Annotated in this window: 23 protein-coding genes; 4 read left to right on the top strand and 19 right to left on the bottom strand. The window is 40.6% G+C overall.

Features of this window, described 5'->3' with window-relative positions; all coding sequences use genetic code 11:
* Positions 1-79: 79 nt before the first annotated feature.
* From GQR93_RS11270 to GQR93_RS11305, 8 genes are all read right to left on the bottom strand, one after another.
* A complete protein-coding gene (locus tag GQR93_RS11270; RefSeq protein ID WP_004466722.1) occupies positions 80-1,042 on the bottom strand; it encodes an ABC transporter ATP-binding protein in 963 nt (320 codons plus the stop codon).
* Positions 1,039-2,136, bottom strand: a complete 1,098-nt coding sequence (locus GQR93_RS11275; protein WP_035444673.1) for an ABC transporter ATP-binding protein — start codon at positions 2,134-2,136, stop codon at positions 1,039-1,041. The genes GQR93_RS11270 and GQR93_RS11275 overlap by 4 nt, the downstream gene beginning before the upstream one ends.
* A 10-nt stretch (positions 2,137-2,146) precedes the next feature.
* Entirely contained in the window at positions 2,147-3,181 is a 1,035-nt protein-coding gene (locus tag GQR93_RS11280) for an ABC transporter permease (protein ID WP_003559336.1), read from the bottom strand.
* A 14-nt stretch (positions 3,182-3,195) separates the two neighbouring features.
* Positions 3,196-4,116 carry an oligopeptide ABC transporter permease gene (opp3b, locus tag GQR93_RS11285; RefSeq protein WP_003559334.1) on the bottom strand — a complete coding sequence of 307 codons (921 nt, stop codon included), beginning with the start codon at positions 4,114-4,116 and terminating at the stop codon, positions 3,196-3,198.
* A 130-nt stretch (positions 4,117-4,246) separates the two neighbouring features.
* Positions 4,247-5,872: a peptide ABC transporter substrate-binding protein gene (locus tag GQR93_RS11290; protein WP_004466717.1), complete on the bottom strand. Its 1,626-nt coding sequence runs from the start codon at positions 5,870-5,872 to the stop codon at positions 4,247-4,249.
* A gap of 428 nt (positions 5,873-6,300) precedes the next feature.
* Positions 6,301-7,920, bottom strand: a complete 1,620-nt coding sequence (locus GQR93_RS11295) for a peptide ABC transporter substrate-binding protein (protein ID WP_004466715.1) — start codon at positions 7,918-7,920, stop codon at positions 6,301-6,303.
* Positions 7,921-8,200: 280 nt separating this feature from the next.
* Complete coding sequence (locus GQR93_RS11300; protein ID WP_050757968.1) at positions 8,201-9,781, bottom strand: peptide ABC transporter substrate-binding protein; 1,581 nt, start codon at positions 9,779-9,781, stop codon at positions 8,201-8,203.
* Positions 9,782-10,087: 306 nt separating this feature from the next.
* Positions 10,088-11,704 carry a peptide ABC transporter substrate-binding protein gene (locus tag GQR93_RS11305; RefSeq protein ID WP_004466711.1) on the bottom strand — a complete coding sequence of 539 codons (1,617 nt, stop codon included), beginning with the start codon at positions 11,702-11,704 and terminating at the stop codon, positions 10,088-10,090.
* A 319-nt stretch (positions 11,705-12,023) separates the two neighbouring features.
* Here GQR93_RS11305 and hflX point away from each other — a divergent pair, with 319 nt between their 5' ends.
* From hflX to GQR93_RS11320, 3 genes are all read left to right on the top strand, one after another.
* Positions 12,024-13,307: a GTPase HflX gene (gene hflX, locus GQR93_RS11310; protein WP_004466709.1), complete on the top strand. Its 1,284-nt coding sequence runs from the start codon at positions 12,024-12,026 to the stop codon at positions 13,305-13,307.
* Positions 13,308-13,359: 52 nt separating this feature from the next.
* Complete coding sequence (locus GQR93_RS11315; RefSeq protein ID WP_004466707.1) at positions 13,360-14,763, top strand: APC family permease; 1,404 nt, start codon at positions 13,360-13,362, stop codon at positions 14,761-14,763.
* Between the two features lie 190 nt (positions 14,764-14,953).
* Positions 14,954-15,637, top strand: a complete 684-nt coding sequence (locus tag GQR93_RS11320; protein ID WP_003559323.1) for an MgtC/SapB family protein — start codon at positions 14,954-14,956, stop codon at positions 15,635-15,637.
* 104 nt (positions 15,638-15,741) lie between these two features.
* Here GQR93_RS11320 and GQR93_RS11325 read toward each other — a convergent pair whose 3' ends face one another.
* From GQR93_RS11325 to GQR93_RS11375, 11 genes are all read right to left on the bottom strand, one after another.
* On the bottom strand, positions 15,742-16,449 hold the full coding sequence (locus GQR93_RS11325; RefSeq protein ID WP_004466705.1) for an amino acid ABC transporter permease: 708 nt from the start codon (positions 16,447-16,449) through the stop codon (positions 15,742-15,744).
* A 15-nt stretch (positions 16,450-16,464) separates the two neighbouring features.
* On the bottom strand, positions 16,465-17,103 hold the full coding sequence (locus tag GQR93_RS11330) for an amino acid ABC transporter permease (protein WP_003559319.1): 639 nt from the start codon (positions 17,101-17,103) through the stop codon (positions 16,465-16,467).
* Positions 17,100-17,933 carry a transporter substrate-binding domain-containing protein gene (locus GQR93_RS11335; RefSeq protein WP_004466702.1) on the bottom strand — a complete coding sequence of 278 codons (834 nt, stop codon included), beginning with the start codon at positions 17,931-17,933 and terminating at the stop codon, positions 17,100-17,102. Before GQR93_RS11335 ends, GQR93_RS11330 begins: the two co-directional genes overlap by 4 nt.
* Before the next feature lie 23 nt (positions 17,934-17,956).
* Positions 17,957-18,697 (bottom strand): amino acid ABC transporter ATP-binding protein, encoded by a 741-nt coding sequence (locus GQR93_RS11340; protein WP_003559315.1) that lies wholly within the window; start codon positions 18,695-18,697, stop codon positions 17,957-17,959.
* Between the two features lie 480 nt (positions 18,698-19,177).
* Positions 19,178-20,014, bottom strand: coding sequence for a DUF6681 family protein (locus GQR93_RS11345; RefSeq protein ID WP_004466699.1), 837 nt, complete (start codon positions 20,012-20,014; stop codon positions 19,178-19,180).
* The gene (locus GQR93_RS11350) at positions 20,014-20,676 is read right to left on the bottom strand and encodes a hypothetical protein (RefSeq protein WP_004466697.1); all 663 of its coding nucleotides are present in this window, start codon (positions 20,674-20,676) and stop codon (positions 20,014-20,016) included. The genes GQR93_RS11345 and GQR93_RS11350 overlap by 1 nt, the downstream gene beginning before the upstream one ends.
* 75 nt (positions 20,677-20,751) lie before the next feature.
* Complete coding sequence (locus GQR93_RS11355) at positions 20,752-21,195, bottom strand: Fur family transcriptional regulator (RefSeq protein WP_004466695.1); 444 nt, start codon at positions 21,193-21,195, stop codon at positions 20,752-20,754.
* A gap of 103 nt (positions 21,196-21,298) precedes the next feature.
* Positions 21,299-21,862 carry a guanylate kinase gene (locus GQR93_RS11360; protein ID WP_003559306.1) on the bottom strand — a complete coding sequence of 188 codons (564 nt, stop codon included), beginning with the start codon at positions 21,860-21,862 and terminating at the stop codon, positions 21,299-21,301.
* 6 nt (positions 21,863-21,868) lie between these two features.
* Positions 21,869-22,297, bottom strand: a complete 429-nt coding sequence (locus GQR93_RS11365; protein ID WP_004466692.1) for a bis(5'-nucleosyl)-tetraphosphatase — start codon at positions 22,295-22,297, stop codon at positions 21,869-21,871.
* A gap of 43 nt (positions 22,298-22,340) precedes the next feature.
* Entirely contained in the window at positions 22,341-23,489 is a 1,149-nt protein-coding gene (locus tag GQR93_RS11370; protein ID WP_004466690.1) for a cation:proton antiporter, read from the bottom strand.
* Between the two features lie 61 nt (positions 23,490-23,550).
* Positions 23,551-24,300 (bottom strand): SDR family NAD(P)-dependent oxidoreductase, encoded by a 750-nt coding sequence (locus GQR93_RS11375; RefSeq protein ID WP_004466688.1) that lies wholly within the window; start codon positions 24,298-24,300, stop codon positions 23,551-23,553.
* Positions 24,301-24,663: 363 nt separating this feature from the next.
* Between GQR93_RS11375 and GQR93_RS11380 the strand changes: the two genes are divergently transcribed.
* Entirely contained in the window at positions 24,664-24,864 is a 201-nt protein-coding gene (locus GQR93_RS11380; protein WP_003559297.1) for a cold-shock protein, read from the top strand.
* Positions 24,865-24,935: the final 71 nt, after the last annotated feature.

The raw sequence follows: 24,935 nt of genomic DNA on the forward strand, positions 1-24,935 counted from the left end.
AATCGTGTTGATCAGTTAGTAAGTAAAAAGGAAGTTTGGACGATGGTGTCCAAACTTCCTTTTTATGTCGATTAACGACTTAATCCTTCAACAGAGAATGCTTTCGGGCACGCTCTCTATACATCGGGATTTCATCTTCACTAGCCCGTACCCAATGATTTGGCACAATTTCAACCAATTGGCGTGGCTTGCCGTCAAACTCTTTACTTGGATCATAAGGAATTTGTTGGCGGGCACGCTCATACTCAGGATCGGGAACCGGTACGGCCGACAATAAACTGGCCGTATAGTCATGTAATGGATGCGCATAAATTTCATCCGAAGATGCAATTTCCAACATCCGACCGTAATGCATAACGCCGATTCGATCACTGATATACTTAACCATTGAAAGGTCATGGGCAATAAACAAATAAGTTAAATCCCGTTCACGTTGAAGTTTCTTTAACAGGTTAACGACCTGTGCCTGAATAGAAACATCCAAAGCCGAGATAGGTTCATCGGCAATGATAAATTCCGGCTGAACCGCCAATGCCCGGGCAATCCCGATACGCTGACGCTGGCCACCTGAAAACTCATGGGGATAACGGCTGGAATGGTCTCTGTTTAACCCAACCGTTTCCAATAAATCTTCAACCTGTTTCGTTCTATCAGCATCATTCTTAGCCAAATGGTTAATGTCGATGCCCTCTGCAACGATATCTTTAACTTTCATTCGTGGATTAAGTGACGCATATGGATCCTGAAAAATCATCTGCATATCACGTCTGAACGTTTTCTTTTGTGCCTTTGACCGTAATTTGGAAACATCCTCACCCTTGAAAAGGATTTTTCCGGAAGTCGGTTCATACAAATGAATAATCGCACGACCGGTTGTTGTTTTACCAGAACCCGATTCACCAACCAGGCCAAACGTTTCGCCTTGGTACACGTCAAATGTAATATCGTCAACCGCGCGAACTTCATCGGCTTTACCAACGTTAAAGTATTGTTTTAAATGTTCAACTTGTAATACTTTTTTTGCTTTCGAATAGTCGATCACAGTTGCTCCTCCTGTTCTTCAACGTGTTTACCACGGTTAGTGTCAATCGCCTCATGAGTCAATTTGGCAAAATGCTTTTGACGCTCAATGATTTGATCAGGCGGTGTCACTTTCGGTGCCCGTGGATCCAACAGCCATGTTGCAGCATAGTGGGTATCTGACACCTTAAAGAATGGCGGCTCCTGCTCTGTATCAATCTTTAAAGCATACTTATTTCTAGCAGCAAACGCATCACCCTTTGGTGGGTTCAGTAAATCTGGCGGTGTCCCCGGAATTGAGGGCAATTCCGTTCCGGATGTATCCATGGTAGGCATGGAATTCAACAATCCCCAAGTATATGGGTGCTTAGGATTATAGAAGATCTCATCCACAGTCCCATATTCCACAATTTTACCAGCATACATAACAGCAACTCGATCAGCCATACCGGCAACAACCCCCAAATCATGGGTAATAAAAATAATTGAGGTATTTGTTTTTGCCTGTAATTCTTTCATTAAATCAAGAATCTGAGCCTGAATCGTCACATCCAAAGCCGTTGTCGGCTCATCAGCAATCAGAATTTCAGGGTAATTAACCAGTGCAATCGCAATCACAATCCGTTGGCGCATTCCGCCTGAAAATTGATGCGGATAATCATTAATCCGCTTCTCGGCATTCTCGATACCAACCAATTTCATCATTTCAAGGGCTTGAGCGTAGGCTTTTTCCCGTTTCATCCCTTTATGAATGATCAATGGTTCCGCAATCTGCTTTCCAATCTTCATTGTTGGATCCAAAGAAGTCATGGGATCTTGGAAGATTTCGGCAATATCACGGCCACGAATCTGATCCATTTGTTTCCGTGTTTTCTTCAACAAATCCTGATTTTTAAACATAATCGTTCCGTCGGCGATTTCAGCATTTGGTGCATTTAAGCCCATGATACTACGAGTCGTGACGGATTTACCGGAACCTGATTCTCCAACAATCGCTAAGGTTTCTCCTTTGCGAAGGTCAAAACTAACATTCCGAATTGCTTGAACCTTACCAGCATAAGTTTTGAAGTTGATTTTGAGATTTCTTACCTCAAGAACATTTTTTTCGTTTTCCATCTCAAAACACCTACTTCCTATTACTCTTTGGATCAAAGGCATCACGAAGCCCATCACCCAAGATATTAAATGCAATCATAATAATCGACAAAACGATAGCCGGATACCACATTTGATATGGTAGGAATTGGAAGTTCTTCTGGCCATCACTAATCAACGTACCAAGTGATGCTTGTGGTGCACTCACACCAATACCGATATAAGATAGGAACGCCTCGAAGAAGATTGCGGTTGGAATCGTGAACATCAAGTTAATGATAATCACACTTGCCAAGTTTGGCAACAAATGTTTAAAGGCAATCTTGAACGAACTTTCACCCAAGGTTCTTGCCGCCAATACAAATTCCTGATTCTTTAATTCCAGTGTTTGCGCTCGTACCAGTCGGGCCATGTTAACCCAACTGGTAATCGCAATGGCAATAATAATCGCCGACATACCGGGTTTTAAAACAACAATTAAAAGGACCATAACAATCAAGTTTGGAATTGATAAAATGATTTCGATGATCCGTTGCATTAATGTATCAACCCAGCCACCAAGCCAGCCTGAGATAATGCCATAAACCACACCAAACGCCAAATCAAAGAAACTGGCAACCAGCGCAATGGTTAATGAAATCCGGGTTCCAAATAGGATCCGTGAAAATAGGTCACGACCAAGATAGTCGGTTCCTAAAATATAATACGTTCCTGCATGCGCATGAGCTTGTGCATAAGCGTTTATTCGTGTGCCGGATTGCATAATCGTCCCGTTAAACCCATTAATATCAATACCGGGAATTTTGGGAGGCAAATTAGCCAAATCCGGATTAGTTGCATTCGGATTATGGGTTTGAAACAGTCCTGAACCAAACGATAAGATGAATAAAATAACCAAGATGACCAAACAGATCATTGCTGCTTTGCTGTGTCTTAAACGGCGCCACGAATCCTGTAAGAAAGTCAATGATGGCGCGGCAATTTTCTCACTATCAAGATGTGTACGATCTACATCTGACAGTGGCAGAAAATCACCGGTTTTAATTGATTTTGCATTATCTGCCATTTCAAGTGTCCCTCCTACTTATTAATTCTGATACGTGGATCGATCAGCCCATACAAAATATCGGTAATCAACAGCACAACACACAACATTGCACAATAAACAATGGCTAATCCCATAATGGTTGGGTAATCATTTGTCAAAATCGATTTAACAAATTGTTCCCCAATTCCCGGAATCGAGAAAATATTTTCAACAACCATTGATCCGGTCATAATGTTAACGGCCAAAGGACCAACAATTGTCACAATCGGAATTAAACTGTTTCGTAAGGCATGGTGATAAATAATTCCGGTTTTATTTAGCCCTTTTGCCTTTGCAAGCTCAATGTAATCCGAACTCAACACGTCCACCATTTCGGTTCGCATAAATCGAGCCGTTTCGGCAAAGGGCGACGCGGCCAGTGCCAATGTCGGCAGAACCGTATACATAAACCCTCCCCAATCGGCAATCGGGAAAAGTCTGAGTTTCAATCCGAGATAGTACTGCAACAGAACCGCCAAAACAAATGAAGGAATTGAAACACCCAGAATGGATAGGATCGTTGCGGTCGTATCAATCCAGGTATTTTGCTTAACAGCGCCAATTGAACCCACGATAATGCCGATTAAGACACCAACAACCATTGCTTCTCCACCGATTGTCAACGAAGGCCCGAGTCGACTGCTGATCAAGTAGGAAACAGGTTGATCACTAAATTGATACGATGTTCCAAAGTTACCATGAACGGCTCCGGCAAGGTAAGTTAGATACTGTTGCCACAGTGGTTTATCAAGGCCATACTGCTTGTAAATCTGGTGAATTTGGCTCGGAGACAGCTTTGCTTGATTAGTCAGCGGCGTCCCGGGCATGAACTTCATCAGAAAGAAGGTGACCGTTGTTACAATAAACAAAGTCAGAATAATATAAAATATTCTTTTTCCTAAATACTTTGCCATATAAGGTTCCTCACATTTCTAATTATCCTAGTGAAAATCACTAATAACGTCTATTTAACATAAAAGAGGCTGGACAGTAGATAACCAGCCTCCATTGAGATGAACTGTTAACCCGAATCGCAAATTCAAGTTATTTAATTGAAACTTTACTCCAGTCCCATTCAGGTGCAGTTGGGAAAAATTGAACACCTTTAACTTTGGAGTTGATCAATTTCGCTGTGCTTTGTTGATATAATGGTACAATTCCTTGATTATTCATCAAGACTTTTTGTGCCTGAACCATGTCATCCCATCGCTTACCGGCATTTAAAGCGTCCTTGCCTTCAGCATTCTTAATCAGCGTATCATATTCCGAATTCTTCCATTTCCCGTTGTTGTATGAGTTATCGGAAGTAAATAATGAAAGGAACGAAATTGGATCTGGGAAGTCAGCGATCCAAGCGGAAATAACAAGATCGAAGTTACCGTCTTGTGAGCGTTGTAAACGCGTCTTAAACGGTAAGTTCTGATTGGTAATCTTCAAACCAGGCAACTTAGTCAACTGGCTTTGAAGAAATTCAGTTGTGTTCTTGCCATTTGGTGTATCGTCAGATAATAAGTTAAGTGAAACAGATTTCTTACCTGTCTCCTTCAAGCCTTTAGCCCAAAGTTTCTTAGCTTCAGCTAAGTTTTGAGAATCAGCCGACTTAACTTCAGCCTGATCGGCATAGTCTTTACCATTTCGATAAGCCATTTTTGCTGCCACGAGGCCACGAGCGGGAACAGAGCCATCAGCAAAAATCTTGTTTGTCAACTGCTTTCGATTAATGGACATGGAAATGGCTTTACGAATATTAATGTTTCTCAAAACCGGATCCTTCTTCTGATTCATTTCCAAGTAGAAGGTTGAGGCGTTCAAAAATGATTTGTAATCTTTATCATTCTTATAATGTGAAACTTGTTGAGAACCAACTAAATTAATTGCATCTAATTTATTGGTATTATACTGATTCAAACTAGTTGCTGGATCTTTAACCGCCTGAATCTTCATTTTGTCCAACTTGATATTCTTTTTGTTCCAATAGTTATTATTCTTAACCATCGTCCAAGAATCGTTAGTTCCACTCCAACCGGTTAACTTGAATGGTCCATTATAGACCATGTACTTGGATTGAGTCCCATACTTAGAACCGTACTTCTTAACAGCCGATTCTTTCTGTGGGAAGAATTCTGCATTGGCTACCAAATACTTAAAGTAACTCTGAGGTCGGTTTAAAGTTACAACTAATTTGTAATCCCCGTCGGCCTTAACTCCCAAGCTTGAAACGGGTGCTTTTCCAGCGTTAACTTTAGTTGCATTCTTAATATGGTCAAATATGTACGCATATTGTGAAGCAGTTTTAGGTGTTAACGTTCGTTGCCATGAATAAACAAAGTCTTTGGCTGTAACCGGTGTGCCATCACTCCATTTACTGTGACGAAGATTGAATGTCCAAGTTTTTCCGTCCTTTGAAACTGTGTAATTCTTGGCAACCCCCGGCGTAACCTTAGCGTTCGTCGACATCTTAAGTAATCCCTCATTAGTTGCGTTTAAAGTTTCAGCTGAAACTTGATCCGTAGCCTTTGAAAGATCCATAGTTGGTAGGTTAGAAGATTCCTGCCATCGTAGCTCCTGCTTCTTTGAGCCTGATTGTGATGACTTACTACCACAACCTGCAAGTACTAATACAGATAGCAGTACTACCCCACCAAGCTTCGCGATTGAATTGATTTTCATCGTGAAATACTTCCCTTCAATATAATTTTACTAACTCGGCAATGCATATATTTTAAATTAAAACTTTATTAAAAGCAATACATTGATCAACTAATCTAGATTCATAACACTGCCATACATGGCCTTGTGAGGTTTATTTTAACAAAAAGCGTTGATACGTCTAGCTTTTTAAATTCCAAATCACAAAAATATTTTATAAAGAAAAGTTATAAAATTTGAATTTAAATGAATTTTTACGACAGCTCTACTAATTAAAGCGCTTCAAAGATTAATTTATCTACCTGACATTCACAGAGTACTCCCAGTAAAATAAAGGGCATCTTAACATAATAAGAGTAAACAAAAAGGATTGGAACCAAGCATGTCATTTTGCCTATTTCCAATCCTTTAAATACTTTCCTGAAAGCGTCCAGTTTATTACCTGACTATTATTTAACCGAAACCTTACTCCAATCCCATTGTGGTGACGTTGGGAAGAATTGAACACCTTTAACTTTAGACTTCATCAACGTTGATTGAGCTTCTTGTGTTAATGGAACAATTCCTTGGTCATTCATTAGAATCTTTTCGGCTTGAACCATGTCATTCCAACGGGCTGCTTCATTATTAGCATCCGTGCTTTCAGACTTCTTGATTAAAGCATCATACTCTGAATTCTTCCAATTACCATTATTATATGAATTAGTGGATGTGAAGAGATCCAAGAAATTTGATGGGTCTGGATAATCGGCAATCCAAGCAGAAAGAACAAGATCAAACTGACCATTTTGAGAACGGCTCAAACGATTCTTAAATGGCACATTTTGAATTGTGATTTTTAATCCTGGTAACTTTTCCAAATTGCTTTGAACGAATTGTGCATTTTTAACCGTCTGATCAATATCATCACAGAGCAGTGAAAGTGAAACCGACTTCTTACCTGTTTGCTTTAGACCCTTGGCCCAAAGTTTCTTAGCTTCCGTCAAATTATATTCCACACCTGCTTTAACGTAGGCTTGGCTGGCAAAATCCTTACCATTTCTAGAAGCCATCTTTGTTGGAACATATCCCTTGGCTCCCTTTGTACCATCCGCAATAACTTTACTTGCTAATTGATTCTTGTCAATGGCAAGTGATAGTGCCCGACGGATGTTCTTATTTTTAAAGATTGAATCTTTCTTTTCATTCATTTCCATATAAGAGGTTGAAGCTTCAAGATAATCATGATAGTCCTTATTATTCTTATACTGTTTAACTTGAGTACCATTCAAAGTTGTGAAATCAAGTTTCCCACTTTCATAGCTGTTCAGAGCAGTCGCAGGATCCTTAACCGTTTGAATACTCATCTGTTGTAGCTTAACATTCTTAGCATTCCAATAGCTCTTATTCTTCACAAGCTTTGCGGTATCGTTTGTACCGGTCCATCCTTTCAACAAGAATGGTCCGTTGTAAGCATTCTTCTTAGCACTTGTCCCATATGCAGAGCCATATTTTTTTACAGCTGCCTGTTCTTCTGGGAAATAGTAGCCTTGAGATACCAAATATTTAAAGTAGCTTTGAGGCTTTACCAAATGGACAACTAATTTATAGTTGCCATCAGCTTGAACCCCTAATTTGGTTGGTGACATTTTACCTGAATTAATCTTTGAAGCATTTTTAATATTGGCAAAATTGTAAGCATACTCGGAAGCCGTTTTTGGCGTTACAGTCCGCCGCCATGCAAACACGAAGTCTTTAGCAGTGACAGGCTTTCCATCATTCCACTTAGACTTCCGAAGATTAAAGGTCCAAGTCTTACCATCTTTGGAAACCGAATAACTTTTAGCAACTCCGGGTGTTGTTTTGTTCTCACCCATCTTCAAAAGGCCTTCATTAGTTGCATTCAACACTTGTGAGGAATACAAATCCGTTATTTTGGATGCATCCATCGATGAAATTGCTGCCGGTATCATCCATTTTACCTTTTGAGAACTATTTGCTGATTGAGAAGACTTGCTGCCACATCCTGCAAGGACTAAAGCAGAAAGCAATCCAACCCCGCCTATCTTCATAACTGATTTTAGCTTCATACTATGTAGCTTCCCTTCAAAAATATTTATCAATTTTTGACACGAGTCTATACTAGATTAAAATTTAATTAAAAGCAATGCGTTTGTTAACTTTTTTGCTCATTATCTTTCAAACGGTAACAGTTATCATTATAATCGATTACATCAGCTTCTTTAAGCACTTATCAAGCAAACGATTATTGATTTTTTATCATCTCATCACATTTTAATTTCATTTTCAAGGAACATTCTGAATTTTAAATAAAAAAATTGACACCTTTAAGGCATCAATTAATATTCCTCATTCGCTTTTATAAACCTGGCTCCAATCCCATTCGGGTGATTCTGGAAAGAACTGAATGCCTTTAATTCCGGGCTTTACAAGTTGAGGCACAGCTGCTTGATAGAGCGGTACGATACCCTCATCATTTGCCAGCACCTTTTCGGCCTTGACCATGTCCTGCCAACGCTGCTGCGGTTTATTGGCATCCTCGCCTTCAGCTTCTGCAATTAAGCGGTCATACTGCCTATTTGTCCATTTCCCATTGTTATACGAACTATGCGACGTCATGTTGGATAAAGACGTCATTGGATCGGGATAATCCCCGGTCCAACTGCTGAGAACCATATCAAATTGACCGTTGGATGAACGAGTCAGCCGTGTTTTAAACGGCAGATTTTCAACATTAACTTTGAATCCGGGTAGTTTGGTCAATTCACTTTGAATGTATTCAGCGCTTCGTTTACCGGAATCTGTATCATCCGCCAACAAAGTAAACGTCACTGACTGCTTACCCGTCTGTTTTAGCCCCTTTGCCCATAACTGCTTGGCTTTTTTCGCATTGTTGGTCACAGCCGCTTTTACATAAGCTTCATCCGCAAATTCTTTACCATGACGCCTACCAAGTCCAAGTGCAACAAATCCCTTTGAAGGCGTTGAACCATCTTGGAGAACCTTCTTTGTAAACTGTTTCCGGTTGATGCTTAACGAGATGGCTTTTCTAATATTACGGTTTCTAAAGAACGGATGCTTTTTCTGATTCATTTCCATAAACCACATCTGTGCGTTTTTTCGAATATGCAGCTGCTTGCTGTGTCGATACTGTTGAACCTGCTGACCACTTAAGACCGCAACATCCAGTTTGTTACTCTGATACTGATTGATAACGGTTGAAGGATCCTTTTCAACTTGGAATTTAACCTGATCAAGTTTGACGGCATCCTTGTGCCAATACCTGTTATTTTTCACTAACGACCACGTGTCATTGGTTCCCGTCCAACCTGTTAGTTTAAATGGCCCGTTATAAATCATATCTTGACTGGTTGTCCCATATTTTGTCCCGAATTTTTTTACAGCTGCCTGGCTTTGTGGAAAGAAATATGCTTGGGAAACCAGATATTTGAAATAACTCTGTGGTTTAGTCAGATGGACAATCAACTGATCATTTCCCTTGGCAACTGCTCCCAATTTGGACGGCGCCATTTTGCCGGCATTAATTGCCTTGGCATTTTTTATATGGTCAAATGTATAGGCAAACTCTCCCGCTGTTCTCGGTGTAATCGTCCGTTGCCAGGAATAAACAAAATCCTTTGCCGTAACCGGTGTCCCATTACTCCACTCAGAACGCCGCAAGTTAAAGGTCCATGTCAAACCATCTTTTGAGACATGATAACTTTTGGCAACGCCGGGAATTAATTTATTCCCTTTAACCATTCGCAATAACCCTTCATTAGAACCATTCAGGGTCGTATCCGAAATCATATCCGTCATTTTTGAAATGTCCATCGATGATAACTCGCTTGATTGCATCCAGGTTATCTTGTTTTTAGGACGACTTGTTGACTTCGACTCACCGCAACCAGTCAGTACCAACCCGATCATCACTGCAATCCCACCAAAGCTGATTACTTGCTTTACTCGCTTCAAAACCCCACTCCCAAATATGTATCAATTGCCCGTCGAACTATAACAGCGGGTAATTTAAATTGTAAGCAATAATCTTTAGATAATCAATTGATCATTTATTATTAGCGATGCGGTTGCATCATAAGAAATCAGACATATGTCCGATACTACTATTTACATTATTCCAGTTGGCATACAAAAAACGACAGAAAAATGCCTCTGCCGTTTTTCTATATTCATACTCACTAAAAGAAAAGATAATCAAAAAAACGTTATTCTCAATTATTTAACCGTAACCTTACTCCAATCCCATAATGGTGCAGTTGGAAATGCCTGAATGCCTTTAACGCCTGATTTAACAAGTTGTGGCTGAGCTTGTTGATACAGTGGGATGACCCCTTCCTGATTAGCAAGCAGCTTGCCCGCCTTAACCATATCATTCCAACGAGCATTTGGCTTATTGGCATCCCGACCTTCAGCATCGGTCGTTAACTTGTCATATTCTTTATTCTGCCATGGACCATTGTTATAAGCGTTATTCGATTGCATTAACTGTAAGAAAGTAATCGGATCCGGAAAGTCCGCAACCCACTCGGTGACAACCATATCAAATTGACCGTCTTGTGAACGGGCCAAACGTGTCTTATATGGAATATTTTCGTTTGTAATCTTCAAACCGGGCAATTTGGTAAAGCGGCTTTGAAGATATTCGGTTGTCTTCTTACCGGCATCGGTATCATCAGCCATCAGGTTAAAGGAAACCGACTTTTTACCAGTTTGTTTCAGCCCTTTTGCCCAATATTTCTTGGCAAGTGCCAGGTTTGATTCTACTGCATCCTTTTCATAGGCTGCATCCGCATAATCCTGTCCGTTATGAGTTGACATATCAGCGGCAACAAACCCTTTAGCCGGCATTGACCCGTCTGCCAAAACTTTACCGGTAAATTGTTTTCGGTCAATTGTTAGCGACAAGGCCTTTCTAATGTTAATATTTCTAAAGAACTTGTATTTATGCTGGTTCATTTCAAGATACCAAGTAGCCGCGTTGCTTCTCAAAACATAGTTTTTATTAGTCTTATACTGTTTGACCTGCTGACCAACCAACGGCGTCACCTGAACCTTATTATCCTGATACTGGTTCAGGAAAGTTTCGGGCGTTTTAATGACTTGAAAATTGACCTGATCGAGTTTAACCTTCTTGGCATTCCAATAGTTCTTGTTTCTAACCAAATGCCAAGTATCATTGGTTCCTGTCCAACCGGTCATCTTAAACGGACCGTTATATGCCATGTCTTTACTGGTTGTTCCGTATTTGGATCCGTATTTTTTAACTGCAGAGGCCTTCTGTGGGAAAAACTCAACGTCTGCAGCCAAATATTTAAAGTAACTTTGCGGTTTTTCAAGCGTGACCACTAATTTATAGTTGCCATCCGCTTTGACACCGAGCTTTGACGGTGACATCTTGCCAGAATTAATTTTAGTAGCGTTCTTAATGTTTGCAAATATGTAAGCATATTGACCGGCTGTCTTTGGATTGACTGTCCGTTGCCATGAATAAACAAAATCCTTAGCCGTAACAGGAGATCCATCACTCCACTTGGAATGTCGCAAATTAAACGTCCAGGTTTTACCGTCTTTTGAAACAGTATAGTTTTTCGCTACACCCGGAATCACCTTATTATTTTCGGCCATTCGTAACAATCCTTCATTAGAGTTGTTCAAAGTCTGCGCACCAATTTGATCCGTTACCTTTGAAATATCCATCGTTGTCATGTTACTCTGTTGGACCCAGTTCAATTCTTTTTTCTTGGATTGTGAACTGTTGGATCCGCACCCAGCTAACACCAGTGCGGAAAGTGCAATTGCACCACCCAGTTTGGCAAACGACCTTATCTTCATATATATGCACCCTTTCGAATATGTATTTTAAAAAATGAGAACATAGTCGATTCTAGATTAAATTTTAATTAAAATCAATAGCTATTCGGATATTTATAAATAGCTTTTCCAGTACACTTCAGCTCATAAAAAAGAAGAATTCTGCCACATCATCATTAAATTACTATTAGCATGACCAAGCCAACCTACATTTTCAAATCATATTTTAATCCTACGTCAATCGCTTACAATTACAATGTCATATCAAAAAAGAGATTGTCTACTATATTTTTACACTTGTGTGCTATAATTGAACACGAACTTTAGAGGAGGAACACATTTGGACTTAACACAAACACTGACACCAGTAGTAACCATCGGGCTTAATCAACATCCAAACAGTTTTGATTATTCGATGACCGAGCTGAACAACTTGGCCGAAGCTAACAATATGGAAGTAGTCGAAACATTGATTCAGAAATTAGATAAACCCGATCCGGCAACCTACTTCGGTAAAGGAAAAATTGAAGAACTCACTCAAGTGGTTATCGATGACGGTGTTGACACAATCGTTGCAAACGATGAACTCTCACCCAGTCAGATTCGAAACATCGAAAAGGCAACCAAGGTCAGAATTATTGACCGGACCGGTTTGATTTTGGAAATCTTCGCCAACCGGGCCCAATCGCGGGAAGCCAAGCTACAAGTTGAACTTGCCAAATTAAAATACCAACTGCCGCGTCTTCATACCAGTGCCAGCCAGCGTCTCGACCAGCAAACCGGTACCAGTAGCGGCGGCGGGTTTACCAACCGTGGTGCTGGTGAGTCACAATACGAGTTAAACCGACGAACATTGGAAAATCGCATCACCCATGTTAATCGTGAACTTAAAGAATCCAGTAAGGCTGACCAAACCAAACGTAAACAACGTGATAAGAGCGACACACCGACTGTAGCTTTGGTAGGTTACACCAACGCCGGTAAGTCAACCATCATGAATGGCATGATCAACTTATTTGGCAACAACGATGATAAGCAGGTCATGGTTAAAGATATGCTGTTCGCAACCCTGGATACATCAGTCAGAAAATTATCGCTTCCGGACCAAAAATCGTTTCTTTTGAGTGATACGGTCGGCTTTGTCAGTCAACTGCCCCATCAATTGGTTCAAGCGTTTAAATCAACCTTGGCCGAAGCAGCCAACGCTGATTTACTTGTTCAGGTTGTTGATTATTCAGATCCGCACCGGGAGATGATGATTAAAACAACTGAGGAAACATTGAAGGAAATCGGGGTTGATAATATCCCAATGGTCGTTGCGCTTAATAAAGCCGATAAGATGGATATCGCCTACCCAACTCGCGAAGGTGACAACCTGATCATGGCAGCAACCGACCAGCCATCCCTCAAAGAACTGGCCAATATTATCAAAGAGAAAGTCTTCAAGGATTATCAAACACGCTCTTTGTTAATTCCTTTTGACAAGGGAGACATCGTTTCCTATTTAAACGACAATACGACTATTCTAAAAACTGACTATCGTGAAAACGGCACCGTCGTGACAGCTGAACTAAACAGTGTCGATGCCAAGCGATTCGAAAAATACCTTTTACCAACGGAATAATAGTCAATTAATTATTTGACCATCACAGTCATTAAAGAGAGGAAGAAAACCAATGAAACAACAAAAAGAAGTGTCGCTTGATCGGGACCTGGGCCTCTGGTCAGCGTTATCACTGGTAATCGGAACGATTATCGGTGCCGGTGTCTTTGTCCGTCAATCAGCTGTACTGGATGATGCCGGTTCAACTACCATGGGCCTTTTAGCTTGGCTTGCAGGTGGGATTTTAACCATCACAGCCGGCTTAACAATTGCCGAGATTGCCTCCCAAATGCCCGAAACCGGCGGTCTTTATGTTTACATGGAAAAAATCTACGGCCGAATCTGGGGATTTCTGTCCGGATGGATGCAAATTGTCATTTACGGGCCTGCGATGATCGCATCGTTAGGTGCCTACCTTGCTATTTTACTGTCGGATTTTTTCGGCTTTCCAAGTAAATACAATGCTTTAATTGCTATTGGAACAATCATTCTGGTCGGTATCTTAAATCTATTTTCCAACCGCTACGGTGCAACTTTTGCTATTATTACAACTTTATGTAAACTCGTTCCGGTTGCCGCTTTAATCATTTTCGGATTATTCTTCGGAAAACAGGGTGCGTTAGGCCAAAGCATTTCGGAAGTCCACCAATCTGCAGGAAACTTTGGTGTCGCAATTTTAGCAACGTTATTTGCCTTCGATGGCTGGATTTTAATTGCCAACCTTGGCGGTGAAATCAAGAATCCTCGAAAACTGTTGCCGCAAGCAATCACATTCGGTATTTTAGCTGTTCTGGTCATTTATATGTTAGTTTCATATGGTGTTTATCGCGCCATTCCTGCTGAAAAAATTCACAGTATGGGTACTGGTGCCATTCCATTCATTGCCACAACTGCCTTTGGCAACGTGGGCGGCAAAATCTTGAGTATTGGTATTATCATCTCGATTGTCGGCTGTATGAACGGTAAGATCATGACGTTCCCACGTATTATGTACGCCATGGCCAAACGCAATCAACTACCATTTTCAAAGACATTGTCATACTTACACCCAAAGTCACACACACCCATTTTTTCAACTATCGCTGAATTAATCATTGTGGCTATCATGATTGTCTTCTCAAATGCAGACCGACTTTCAGAACTATGTATCTTCACTGTCTATTGCTTCTACGTGATGGCTTTTGTTGGTGTCTTTCTGCTCAGAAAGCGCAATCCAAACCAACATCGTGTCTTTTCAACACCGCTATTCCCCTTAACGCCAATTGTGGCCATTGGTGGTTCACTGTTCGTGATTGTCAGTGAAATCATGTCAGACCTTCCAGGCGTTTTAACATCCTTTATCTTTGTTGCTGTCGGTGTCCCTGTTTTCTATTACGAAACCAAAAAGCATGGCATTGTTGAACCAAAAAACGAAGACGCACCAATCGATGAAGATGATGACAGCGTTAATGAAAATCGTGTCAAGAGCAACGGTTAATTTCTCGTTATTAAGATTAAAAAAAGAGTTGGCATGCAAAACGTGCCAACTCTTTTTTACTACAAACAATAATAGATTGCCCAGTCAATCATTATCAGATTCCGGTGCTAATTTTAGTAATTAATTTCCGAATCCTTTATCATTGGAATTGTAAAGCATTCACTGAATCAATACGTAAGAAGGTGACAAATTGAGTTTTATCCTTTATCAAATGGAGTGGGTTCTTAGACTACTGGTAGCTGCAGTTTGCGGTGGATTGGTCGGATTCGAACGAAAATCCCGACTAAAAACCGCTGGTATTCGAACCCACATGTTGGTTGCTGTGGGCTCAGCCCTATTTATGATTATTTCAAAATATGGTTTCTTTGATCTGGTTGGCCATTCCAACATTGGTGTGGATCCTTCAAGAATTGCCGCCGGTGTCGTAACCGGTATCGGATTTATCGGTGCGGGTGCCATTATGACCCGAAACAATCAAATTGACGGCCTCACCACAGCTGCAGGGCTCTGGGCTACCGCTGCGATTGGCTTGGCCGTGGGCGCTGACATGTACATCATTGGGATTGCCGGAACATTGTGCATCTTAGTGACCCAAACGATTGTCCGCCGAATCCGAGCACTAAAGAGATACCCAAATCGGTCACTATTGCGTTTGCAGGTGACCCTGGCTGGACAATTAACGGAAATGGAGAAATTACCTGAAAGGCTTAAATCACTCGGCAGTTTAAATATCCAGATGAGAATTGTTAAATATGATCCGGATTCTTTCACATTGGCAGTCACTGTCAGACTAAAGAAAAAGGTTAATTCAAATAATTTTATTAAAAAAATGAGCGAGTTTGCCGATGTTAAAGAAATTGAAGTCCTTGATTAAACAAAAAGATTGACTATCAAAAAATGACAGTCAATCTTTTTGTATTTTATGCAGCCTAATAACAGGCTACCATCACAATGTTTTACAATTTTAAGTCGAATGAGTTAAGCGTCACTTGCATCCTGCACAACCTCATCGGCTTTCCCCTTCTTGTTGCCCCCACCGATTCTTTTCTCCAGATACTTCGAGAATAATGATAGTGAGTAACAAACAATGAAGTACATGACTGCTAGTGCAAGAAACATTGGAATCGTATAATTTGTATTTTGCCCGTAAATAATTTGTGCATGGTTCATTAGATCCGGTAACACAATAATGGTTGCCAATGACGTATCCTTAACCAAGGAAATGAACTGACTGACGATCGCTGGAATCATATTTCGAATTGCTTGCGGCAACACAATGTACCATAACGCCTGCCAGTAGGACAACCCATTTGCACGGGCACCTTCCATTTGTCCAGTCGGAATAGACGCAATTCCGGCACGAACAATTTCGGCAACCATTGCCGCTTCAAAGACTGCCATTGCAATAACCGAAGCCCAAATCGGATCGGGTTTAAAGCCAAGATGAGGCAATCCAAAGTAGGTAAAGAAGATAATCAGGATCAATGGTAAGTTACGAATAATGTCAATGACAAAACCGACGATCGCTGATAAATACTTTATTTGAACGTAACGGGTAACGCCAAGAATTACACCGAATATGTAACTCAAGACAATTGAACAAACGGAAACGAGAATCGTTACCCAGGCTCCCTCTAGAAGGAACTTGATATTAACCCATGAATATGCACCTAAAACTGTTAGCATATTATCATTCCTCCTTTAGGCCAATTTCTTTTCAAGATGACGCATGTAATAACTCAACGGCAACGTCAAAATTAAATATAGGACGCCGACACACATATACGTGCTCATACTTTGCAATGAATCAGATGCAATGACGTTTGCCTGATACATCAAATCAAAGCCGGCAACGAAGGCCAGGACCGATGAATTCTTAACCAGGTTAATGAATTGGTTACCCAGTGGTGGAATGACGTATCGAAATGCCTGCGGTAAAATGATGTATCTCATGGATTGCCAGTAGGATAACCCAGTTGAACGCGCACCTTCCATTTGTCCGGGATCAACAGATTGAATCCCTGAACGAACCGTCTCGGCAATAAATGCCGAAGAATACAATGTTAATCCGACGGTCCCTGATGCAAACCCACTAATCTTAACGATATACATTGGAATGACAACGTAGAAAAACATTGTAATAACCAATAATGGAATATTTCGAAAAACTTCAATATAAACTCGAGCAACAACCCGGGCAAACTTGTTTGGCATGGTCTCCATAATCGCAAATGCAGAACCGATAATCAACGCAAAGATTAACGCAATGATACTGCATAAGAGCGTTTGACCAAGCCCGGTGAGCAATTCACCACCGTAATTTTGAAAAATGCTTATCATCGTTCTGCCCCCTTCATATCAAAGCCTTTAACATTATGGAACCACTTGTAAATGAGCTTATTATATTCACCGGAATTTTCAACCTTCGTCAATGCATGATTAATTGCATTATGAAATGGTCGTTGTCCCTTAGCTGTTGCAATTCCATATGGCTCCTTGGTAAAGGTTCCGCCAACAACGGAATAACCCGGGTTTTCGATTGACATCCCGTAAAGAATACCGTTATCAGTTGTTAAGGCATCACCTTGACCGGACTTCAGCGCAGTTAGTGCCTGAGAATAATCAGACAGTTGAAGTACTCGTGCTTTGGGTGCGAATTTCTTAATATTTTGAACTGAGTTTGACCCAACAACGCCAAGAACTACGGCACCTTTACGATTTAGGTCCCGAACATTTTTAATCGGACTGCCATCCTTAACCAGGATTGCTTGTCCGGCATCAAAGTATGAACGTGAAAAGTCAACCTGTTCGGCACGTTGCGGTGTAATCGTCATTGTTGCCATAATGGCATCAATATTTCCGTTTGCCAGTAATGGCATTCGGGTCTGACTTGTAACTTGAATAAAACGGGCTTTGCCTTTTTTACCAAGAATCTCTTTGGTCATTGCTTTAGCGAGGTCAACTTCAAATCCTTTGATTTGGTTATCCTTCACATCCATAAGACCGAATAGCTTGGTATCGGCTTTAACACCCCAAGTAATTGTATTGGATTGTTTGTCGTCCTTTAGAACATCGCGTTTCGAACCGGAAGTGCTGCTGCAGGCACCCAGTGAAACAACCATGATCAGTAGTGCAACGACCAATCCAACCTTTGATAAGATCTTTCTCATGATGTTTCCTCCAATTCGACGTTTTAGTGAGTGATAATTTTCCCAAGAAATTGTCGTGCACGCTCATTGGTTGGTTCACCATCAAAGAACTTTTCACTGCTGTCATCTTCCAAAATGCGACCGTCATCCATGAAAACAACCCGGTTGGCCACTTCACGAGCAAAGCCCATTTCATGGGTAACAACCAACATTGTCATGTCCGAGTCACGGGCAATATCTTTCATAACGTTCAAAACATCATCAATCATTTCAGGATCAAGGGCACTGGTCGGCTCATCAAACAGCAGACATTTTGGACGCATCGCTAATGAACGGGCAATTGCGATTCGTTGCTGTTGCCCACCTGAAAGCTGTGCCGGAAGCTTCTCGGCCTGGCTTCGAAGACCAACCTGATCCAACAGCTCCAACGCAATCTTTCGATTCTCATCCTCATTACGGTGCAATACAATCCGTGGTGCCAACATAATGTTTTCCATAATCGTTTTGTTTGCATATAAGTTAAAATGTTGAAAAACCATCCCAACATTTTTACGGATTCTGTTAATATCGGTCTTTTTGTTCGCTAAATCCTGTCCGTTAACGATTAATTTCCCTTCTTGGATCCGTTCCAAGCCATTAACCGTTCGGATTAAAGTAGATTTACCTGAACCCGAAGGCCCGATTAAAACGACAGTCTCACCTGCTTCAATTTTAAGATTAATATCTTTCAATGCATGGAAATTGCCATAGTACTTTTGTACATCTTGAAATTCGATCATTGCCATGTTATTTTCCTCCAATAGTAGACAATATTAGAATTGTCTAAGAATGAATCTATCTCCAGTTTAGGTTAAAAGTGACATGAGGTCAAAAAAATGTAACATTAAATTTAGGGGCATGTAACATTTCCTGTCATCCACGTCTTGTTTAACCGTTATTTTGCTATGAAACACTGCTGTGATAGATTAACAGTTCAACACTCGAACTGATTGTATCAAAATGTGAAAAAGAAAAAGATCGTTAAAATTATCTAATGTATAACAATTTTACAGGAATTCTTGTGAAAAGAAAAGAGAACGCAATAAAAGTGTTCAAATCACATCATAACAAACATAAAAATCGACTATTGAAAATTGAATCAGAGTCTGACATGTGTATGTCCAAAAGTATCTTTTTTCGAATTTTGCCAATCAAAAAGAAGTCCGGAACAAATGATGTCCCAAACTTCTTAACGTTATATTTTAATATTAGCCGCTTCTCATCTATCAGAGTTTCTTATAGGCAACGCTTACCCGTAATGTGTAGTTCTGGGTGTGCTCAAGGATTCCAACCCGGCCGATTTCTTTGTACGGTCCGCCAAATAATTCAGCAGAAGCCAAATAAAGTTTCAAATCAGAAAGGTCAATCGACCGAATCGACTGTAGGCCAACCCGCTTGATCGAACCTACCGGATAAATCTCAGCTTGATTCAATCCCGCATATACAATCAACGCATTATTCTGATGTCTCATCTCAAAATAAGGCATCATAACACCCTTGCCAATTGCATAAATCGGCTTGCCGCCATTAATCTTCAACAGTTCGTAAAGTTTTCGATCATCCATACCATTATAATCAGCTCGAAAAAGCTGTTGCTGCTGCATTTGGGCGACCAATCGATTGAGATTCATCTGTTCGGACGGTGACACATCAATTTTAGCCGGCAAAACGTGCTGCTCGTCAAAGATCCCATTTGCTGCATTATCTTGACGATTATATGGTTCCTGAATCACTGTGTTACCCATCTTGGAGTTTGCCTGAATTTCTTTTTCATGAGGCTGAAGATGCAACATTCTCGCTAGTTTTGGAGAAATATCAAACCACGGCTGCTTCTTCGTAAAGTAGTAAAAGAAGTTACAAATTAAAAAGTAGAACAAAATAATTGAGACCGCTAAAAGTAAAAAGCCCTTTGAGTAGAATTTATTTTGTAAAAACCGAAAGCTGATATAAAACAAATAGATGTTGCCTAAAAATCCCAGAACCGTATAAATTCGACTTTTAACCGCAACGTTAATATTGAAGTAGCCAAGGTAATGATTAATCATATCCAGAAAACTAAACATTATTGACCACCTCCAGTCGTATTCTGTTGAGTTGTTGTATCGTCATTATTTGTACCAGTGGAATTTGTCGGGCTATTATTGGTTGTTGTTCCTGTATTTCCGGTGTTGCCATCGTTAGTTTGCCCGGTTGTCTGATTATCAGTCGTATTATCTTTGTTTGTATCGCCTGTTGTCCCAGTGTTCCCAGTTGTATTGTTGGATTTTTTGGTTGTCCCCGTATTCGACTTCGAGTTTGTATTTGACTTATTCGTCGTAGTTCCCGACTTCTTGGTTGTCGTACCGGTTGTACCGTTATCACTGCTGGATGTATCATCCGTATTCGTATCGCTGCTTTCATTAGCATCGGATGATGCTTTCTTAGCAGATGACGATTCTTTTTGTTTTTCTTTAAGCGACGATTCTTTTGCAGCCTTTTCCGAAGACTCCTTAGCCTTCTCTGAAGATTCTTTGGCCTTATCGTTATTGCTGGTATCATCCTTTTTAGGAGTCGTTTTACCATAAATCGAATTGGTCATATTCTTCTGGCTGGTCGTTTGAGTGGAGGTAGGCGTTCCCTCACTAGTTCCCGTGACTTTATTAGCCACTACGTTAGTCGCTCCAAGTGCCAAACAAATCGATAAGATTGCAAATGGCGTTACTAATGGCGGAATTCTATTATCCATTCAAAAAACTTCCTATTCTCTAAATTAGTAAACCACATTATCGCACAATTTTATCAACAAATCTTGAATTTTTGATTAATTATTCTTTAAATTAGCGCACTCAGGACAAAGGCCGTAGATTTGAAAAAGATGCCCGGTAATTTCACATCCGCCAAGTTGTGCTGTGATAGCATCACTTAATGGACAATCTTTTAATTCAATGACTTTGCCGCAGTTGCTACAAATAAAGTGGTGATGATGTTCGTGTTGAAAATCGCACTGAAACTTCACCGAAGCCCGATCACCCTGTATCTGGCGTTCAACAATTCCCAGATCTGCAAATTCTGAAATATTGCGATAAATAGTGTTATGACTCATTTTTGGAAATGTTTGCCGCATAAAATCATCAATGCTGGTGACCTCGACAAAACGTTTGGTGGCTGTGTCGACAAGATATTCCAGCATGGCTTTACGCTGTTTGGTTATTTTAAAATTATTAGTTTTTAATAGACGCGTTGCTTCTTCAATTGCTGCAGGCATTGAAATCACCTTTACTTTTCATTTGACAAGAGTTACACATTAGTAATGATTACTGTTTACTATACAATTAATAGTAACATAAAGGACGCTTCTCAACAACATTCTATCCCTCGTGTGGATACTTAGCGACAATCTTGTCAACTTGTGCCTTAGTCCGTTTTAGATCCGTATTCAAAATTTCAAATGCTTTTCCTTTCAACTGGGTAGGCATTTCCAAATCACGTGCATATTCCTCACTCTTAACGCGTTTGGCAACCATTGTTGTATCATCACCGCGAATTTCCATCCGTTTTTTTAGAATTTCGGTATCCCCTACTTTTAAGAAAATAATGACCGCTTTTTCGCCCAGTTTACGCTTATAAGTCACTGCACCCGCACCATCCAATACAATACAGGCGCACGACTTTTTCTGCCACGCATTCTCCAATCCTTCATACGATGACCCATAGTAATTGCCCGCGTACAAAACCGATTCTAAATAATGGTTATGAGAAAAAGAGTCCTTTGTTTCGAAATAATAGTCAACGCCATTCTTTTCGTTTTCCCGGGGTGGTCGTGTTGTATGCGTAATCACACGTGGCATGCCATACTTATCATGTAAATAATTTCGAATCGTGGTTTTCCCACTCCCGGCTGCACCGGTAATCACAAAAACTCGATTTTCCATTGCACACTAATCCCCGATTTCTTCTTTAGTTCGAATGTATCTGTCCGCATCTTTTAACAGTTGTCTTAAATTGTCATATGTTAATTTATCGTAGGCATCTTTGTAATTAAACCAACCAAACGAATTAATTTCCTCAACTTGGCGGGTAACCGAAACATTGGGAGCAACTTTACTGACAAAGAAAGTAACCGTCTTGTGGTGCCCGTTTTTCATATCATAATCGATTGTCTCTTTAAACTTGGCATCGATACGCGTATCCAAACTTGTTTCTTCCTTAATCTCCCGAACTGCCGTCTGGATTAAATTTTCGTAAGGTTCCACATGCCCCTTCGGTAATCCCCAAAAATCATCGGTCGCACTTTGTAACAACAGGTAACAGATATCACCGTCCTGAACGTTGTAGACAACGGCGCCGCTTGCAAATTCAGTAACCATGTCACTCTCTCCTCTCAATATCTCAACTTTTCAAAAGTCCGACCTATGCGCCGGTCTTCTTTAAACTCCATTTTAATAGCATTGGAGCAATAATGGTTGATAAAACGATAACGATAATAATTTCCGAATATAGATTTGTTGCCAATAAATGAGCAGACAACCCGATTTGAGCAATAATCAGAGCCATTTCGCCCCGTGACACCATTCCTGAACCAATCGCAAATGCCGAATGCCAGTTCATTTTCGTTATCGCCGCACCAATAGCACCACCAAATAATTTGGTCACAATTGCCAGCAAGGTCATCACAATAACAAAGCCCAAGTTATGAAGCAGACCGCCAAACGTCATATCCAATCCGATACTCACAAAAAAGATCGGAATAAAGAATGTATAGCCAACCGAACTGATACTATCCGAAACCTCATCTTGAAAATCGGTTTGTGATACAGCCACGCCCGCAAAAAATGCGCCGACAACCGAACTTAACCCGATTGTATCCGCCAACCATGCCATGGAAAGGCACAGGAACAGCGATGTAATTGGTACTGCCCCACGGACAGGCAGCCGTTTGGCCACTCTCAGGATAATCGGTGCCAACCACTTAACGAGGACAACGACACCGGCAAAGTACAGCAACTGAAACAGTGTTGACTGTACCAAATTCATTTTTTGAGAATCACCCACGCCAAACGCACTTACAAAAATGCTCAGCAGGATAACCGCAATAATATCATCAACCACCGCGGCACCAAGAATCGTGGCACCCTCTTTTGTATTCAGGCTATGATATTCCCGAAGCACTTCAACACTAATCGAAACCGATGTGGCAGCGAAGATCACACCCCAAAAAATCGCCTTTTCAAATGACTGTCCCATTAGTTGCCCGTAACCGTAAAAAACAACCATCGGGAAGAGCACCCCAATCATCGCAACGTTCATCGCCGGTTTAAAATACTTTTTCAATAAATCCAAATCACTTTCAATCCCGGCAATAAACATCAACATAATGACGCCAATTTCAGACCCGGCATGCATTAACTCGGTATTCTGAAGAACATTAAAAACACCTGGGCCTAATACAACACCGACCAAAAGCTGACCAATGACCGCCGGCATTGTCAACCTCTGGCTGATCGCACCTGCCAGTAATGTTGCAATTAGAATTAACGCAATCTGTCCAATATACCCCATTCAACACCCGCCTTTCGTTTAATAAATCATTACTGTTATCATACCATCTCAAGCTGAATTCTCACCACGGTAATGTCCCCTGATTTTCAGTGAATGTCATCGTTATTTTATTTTCAGGATCACTCGCCAATTTTACAATTTGAGCCGCTCCGGTCTTAACCGACTGCATCCCGGTTGGCATCGACTGCTTTAAGTCACGACCGCCAAATTCGGTTGCTGTCCAACCCGGGTTAACCGAATTAACCGTTATAGTTGTATCGGCCAATTCTTTAGCAAAACAAATCGTGGCAAAGTTCAACGCTGCCTTGGATGCCTGGTACCCTAAGGAATTTATACCATAAAATTGAGAAGCCGGATTGGTTGCCAACCCAAGTGAGCCCATATTACTGGAAACGTTAATAATCTTTGCAGTATCGGCTTTCTTTAATAAAGGTAAAAAAGCTTGAATCACATCAACCGCACCAAAAAAGTTAACGTTAAAGTCGTTTTGCATGACTTCAGTTGACAGCTCGGAAGCCGGTTGATGCTGATCCAAAGCCACACCGGCATTGTTGATCAAAACATCAAGATAACCGAATTTAGTCATAACCTGACTTGCTGCTGCTTGAATGGTTGTCCGATCAGTCACATCGATTTCAAGTAGGTCAGCGGTTATCCCACTCTTTGTTAATCGGTCAACCGCTTCTTTTCCCCGACCAACGTCTCGCGCACCAACCAAGACATGGTGTCCCCTCTTACCCAATTCCAACGCTGTTTGAAATCCAATCCCCTTATCCGCACCGGTGATTAATGTCGTCAGTTGTTTTGCCATTGATAAAGGCTTCCTTCCTATCGCTTTATTTTATTATATCTTCTTTAAACAACCTCCGATCACAATAATTAATTTTGTAGGGGAGTTTGGTAGACTTATTTTTTCAGTTCATTTCCAAATTGTTTCAAAATTATTTTTAAGCGTGTAATCCTTACCCTGTATGTGATTCATCAATGACGTTTTTGAAAATAACACAATAGCCGGTTAATAATGCTTGCTATTTATCCAGGGTACCTGTATAGTTACCATTAATGTATTGGTTAACTTCGAAATTTGGTACGGCGTTTTCAAAGATGTCTCCTTACTTCAAAAGTTTCAAATGCAAAATTTATAATTGCGCACAGCGCACGGAGGTTTCATCTTATGGAACAAGGTACAGTTAAATGGTTTAATGGCGACAAAGGTTACGGTTTTATCACTCTTGAAAACGGATCAGACGTATTCGTTCACTTCTCAGCAATCAACGCTGATGGCTTCAAGACTCTTGAAGAAGGTCAAAAAGTTACCCTTGATGTTGAAAAAGGCGACCGTGGCTTACAAGCAGCTAACGTTACACCTGCTTAAAGTTAAATCAAAGTAATAAAAGCCTCCTGTGAGGGGCTTTTTCTTTTACATAAAATTTTACGTATTCAAAA

The sequence above is a fragment of the Lentilactobacillus hilgardii genome (assembly GCF_009832765.1).
Taxonomy (GTDB): Bacteria; Bacillota; Bacilli; order Lactobacillales; family Lactobacillaceae; genus Lentilactobacillus; species Lentilactobacillus hilgardii.